The sequence below is a fragment of the Nocardia sp. No.11 genome (assembly GCF_038752175.1).
GTDB lineage: Bacteria > Actinomycetota > Actinomycetes > Mycobacteriales > Mycobacteriaceae > Nocardia > Nocardia canadensis.
Genome location: NZ_JBCGFB010000245.1, coordinates 1 through 2,388, shown reverse-complemented (window position 1 = coordinate 2,388; position 2,388 = coordinate 1). Strand labels below are relative to the sequence as shown.

General features: G+C 72.2%; 2 protein-coding genes and 1 pseudogene. All 3 read left to right on the top strand.

Annotated features, from left to right (window positions below; translation table 11 throughout):
- Positions 1 to 425, top strand: a 425-nt coding sequence (locus V8688_RS31790) for a hypothetical protein (RefSeq protein ID WP_342802365.1), incomplete at its 5' end; no start/stop codon positions are given.
- A gap of 87 nt (positions 426 to 512) precedes the next feature.
- The gene (locus V8688_RS31785) at positions 513 to 1,985 is read left to right on the top strand and encodes a PepSY domain-containing protein (protein ID WP_342802364.1); all 1,473 of its coding nucleotides are present in this window, start codon (positions 513 to 515) and stop codon (positions 1,983 to 1,985) included.
- A gap of 120 nt (positions 1,986 to 2,105) precedes the next feature.
- Positions 2,106 to 2,388, top strand: a pseudogene (locus tag V8688_RS31780) (hypothetical protein); the annotation flags it as partial.

Here is a 2,388-nt window from a genome sequence, read left to right as displayed (position 1 = left end):
GCAGCACCACCGTCGTGCTGCTGGCGGCGGTCTCGGCCGTGGTCGGCGCGGTGGTCGCAGGCATCGGCCCGCTCCGGGACGGCGCGGTCGGGCTGGCCGCGGTGCTGCTGGGCGGTCAGCTGCTCGGCCACACGACCATGAGCTGGTCCGGGCACGCCCACCACGGCGACGACACACTCGGCCTGGGCATGCTCACCGCGCACGCCGTCGCCGCCGTCCTCGCCGCCGCGATCATCCTCGGCGCCGAAGCCGCCTACCGGATCGGCAGCGCCGTGCTGGCGCGGATCCTGCCGCTGCGCTACCGCGCACCCCGCATTCCCGACCCGGCGCCGCTGCGCCTGGTCCACCGTGACCGCGTCATCCTGCGGATCTTCGCCGCGCGCTCACTGCGCACCCGCGCTCCGCCGCTCGCGATTCCTTTCTGAGCCTTCCTCCACCCGGTGCACGAGCGATTTCGCCGTGCGCTCTTCGCGCGTGCGCACCGGGTTTCCGCACTCCAGAAATGAATCACCATGAGCATCACGGACACCCGTCCGGCCGAGGAGCAGCCCACCTCGCCACCACCGGCTTCCGCTGGACGGCCCCGCTCCGGCACCCGCCGGGGCACCCGCCTCTATCCTCTGGCCCTGCGCCTGCACTTCTACGCGGGGATCTTCGTCGCCCCGTTCATCCTGATCGCCGCGCTCACCGGCGCGCTGTACGCGATCGCGCCGACCATCGAGGGGATCGTCTCCCGCGATCTGCTCCAGGTCGACACCTCCGGCCCCGACCAGGCCCTCTCGGCGCAGGTCGGCGCGGCGGTCGCGGCCCGGCCCGACCTGACCCTCGTCGCCGTCGCGCCCGCGCCGGGCGACGGCGAGTCCACCCGGGTGCTGTTCAACGACCCGACCCTCGGTGATTCCGAGCGGCTCGCGGTGTTCGTCGACCCGCATACCGCGCGGCCGGTCGGCGAGGCCGTGGTCTACGGCAGCGCAGGCGCACTGCCGTTGCGGAGCTGGCTCAGCGAGTTCCATCGCAGCCTGCACCTGGGTGAGCCCGGCCGGCTCTACAGCGAGCTGGCGGCGTCGTGGCTGTGGGTGATCGCCCTGTTCGGCCTCGTGCTGTGGGTGCATCGGGTGCGCAAGCGCCGGGCCAAGCGCTCGGCGCGGTGGCTGCTGACGCCGGATCTGTCCGAGCCAAGGCGGCGCAAGCTGAACTGGCACGGCGCGATCGGCTTCTGGATCCTGCCGGTGGTGCTGCTGCTCTCGGCGACCGGCATGACCTGGTCGACGTATGCCGGCGACAATGTCACGAAGCTGCGCGAGGAACTGAGCTGGACCACCCCCGCGGTGAACGTGAAGCTGCCCGGCGCCGTCGGTCCCGCGCAGTCCTCTGGCGGCGATCACCACAGCGCCGGCCACACCGCGCCCGCCCCGGTCGACCCGGCCGCCCGGATCGCCCAGCTCGACAGTGTGTGGGCGATCGCGCGGGCCAACGGCATCACCCAGGCCGCCGAGATCGCGATCCCGGCCACGCCGGAGAAGGCCTTCGGCGTCAAGGAGCTGCGCAAGTCCGGCACCTACACCATCGACTCCGTCGCGATCGACGGCGCGACGGGCACGGTCACCGACCGGCTCGCCTTCGCCGACTGGCCGCTGATGGCCAAGCTGACCAACTGGGGCATCGCCTTCCACATGGGTCTGTTGTTCGGCATCGCCAATCAGCTGCTCTTGCTCGCGGTGGCGCTCGGCCTGTGCGCGCTGATCGTGCTCGGCTACCTGATGTGGTGGCAGCGGCGCCCGACCAAGGCGACGGGCAAGTTCGCGGCCGGCGTGCCTCCGCGCCGGGGCGTGCTGCGCCGGACCTCGCTGTGGCTGACCGTCCCGCTGGTCGCCGCGGCGGTCCTGGTCGGCTGGTTCATCCCGCTGATCGGGCTGAGTCTGCTCGGCTTCCTGATCGTGGACGTCGCGCTCGGCCTCGCCGCGCGCGCCCACCCCACGGCCTGACCGCACACCCTCTGATCGCGAGGCGAAAGCTCCTCGCCCCCACACCTTTCCCGTGCTCGGGTGCCGTCGCGATGACGCGTGCCCGGAGCCGCTCCATTCGATGAAGGATGCACCGATTCCATGAAGACCACCAAGATCGCCCTCGCCGCTGCCGCCCTGCTGACCGCGGGCACCGTCGCCGCGGGCACCGTGCACGCGGCGCCGACCGCGCGGGCTCCGATCGGCTTCACCGCCGAAACGATCGACAGCACCGCGCGGATCACCACCGACGCGGGATCGCTGATCGTCGAGGACGGTGTGTTCGCGGTGCGGGCCGCCGACGGCACCACCGTCGCCACCACTGCCCTGCGGTTCCAGCTCGACGATTTCGAGTTCCCGATCGCCGCCGAGATCACCGGCCGCA